This window comes from Methanoculleus nereidis (genome assembly GCF_032944295.1).
Classification (GTDB): Archaea; Halobacteriota; Methanomicrobia; order Methanomicrobiales; family Methanoculleaceae; genus Methanoculleus; species Methanoculleus nereidis.
Map to the genome: position 1 here is coordinate 1 of NZ_JABFFQ010000024.1, position 1,206 is coordinate 1,206.

Here is a 1,206-nt window from a genome sequence, read left to right on the forward strand (position 1 = left end):
CTAGTGCTCATTGTCTCCTAATTCTCTAATATCATCGGGTAGAGCCGCTTGAGTTTCCTCCTCGCATCGGTTGTGGTAAACTGCCAATCCACGCCTTTCTGGGCCTGATTTCGGCTTCGGTTCCAGGCTGCCGTCTCTGCCCGGAGTGCTTCGATGGTCGGGATTCTCCGGTTCAGGCATTGGCAGGTCAGGGCACTGAGTTCAATCTCGGCGATATTGAGCCAGCTGCCGTGTTTCGGAGTATAATGGATCTCCAGCCGGCTCAGGAGGTTCCTCGCCTGTTCGGGAGGGAACGTCTCGTAGAGCGCTCCGGGGACATGCGTATTGAGGTTGTCACAGACCAGGATCACCTTCTCTGCATCGGGATAGTCCTGTTCGAGAAGATGTTGCACCTGATGCGCCCAATCCTTCTTGGTTCGCGTTTCAGCTATTGTTATCCGGCGCCACTGTCCCAGCGGCTCGGTGAAGATGAACCCACAGGCGACCCCGTTTCTCCGGTACTCATAGTCCTGCCGTTCCGGACGACCGGGTTGCGCCGGGATCGGTTCCCGCACCTCGGCATGCAGCTGGATCGGCTGTTCGTCCATGCAGATGACCGGGTGTGCCGGATCATACGGTCGCTGGTAGACCTCCAGCACGTCTTCCATCGCGGCGACGAAGTTCCCGTTTTCGGCGGGGGGAATAACCCATTGCTTTTTGGTATGTGGCTGGAGCGCGTTTTTTTAGCGTCCGCTCGACGGTCTTGATCGAGATGGTGTCGACAACCTGCAGTTCCACGAGGCGATCGGCAAGCAACTGTAACGTCCAGCGGGACCGGCCTTCCGGCGGTTTGCTGCAGGCGATCTGGATGAGCCGGGCTTCGCCGGCGCCGTCCAGTTTCCGCGGACTCGGGGGTTCACTGCGGAGCTTCCGGTGCAGCGCCGCATCGAGGCCCTGGGTGACAAACGCTTTGCGGACGTTGAACACGGAGAGGGGGTGACACCGGACAATCTCGGCAACCTCGGGATCCGGTTTGTCGGCATGGAGCAGAATGTAGGCATGCCGGATCGTGGAGGCGGAAGATTTGCCACGGCGGATGAGGCCTTCGAGGAACGAACGCTGGTCGTCGGTAAGGGTAACGGTGTACTTGCTCTTCCCCATGAGAGTTGTATTCAACATGGAACAATATAATTGTTGTTATAAAAATGTGGGACAAAAGACACTAGA

General features: G+C 57.7%; 1 protein-coding gene. It reads right to left on the minus strand.

Annotated elements, in window-relative coordinates; genetic code table 11:
- Window positions 1-17 precede the first annotated feature (17 nt).
- Window positions 18-1,140 (minus strand): IS630 family transposase gene (locus HL657_RS13410; RefSeq protein ID WP_301678451.1). Its coding sequence is split into 2 segments (ribosomal slippage): window positions 18-723 and window positions 722-1,140, totalling 1,125 coding nucleotides; the frame shifts between segments, so codons are not numbered across the junction.
- Between the last annotated feature and the right edge of the window lie 66 nt (window positions 1,141-1,206).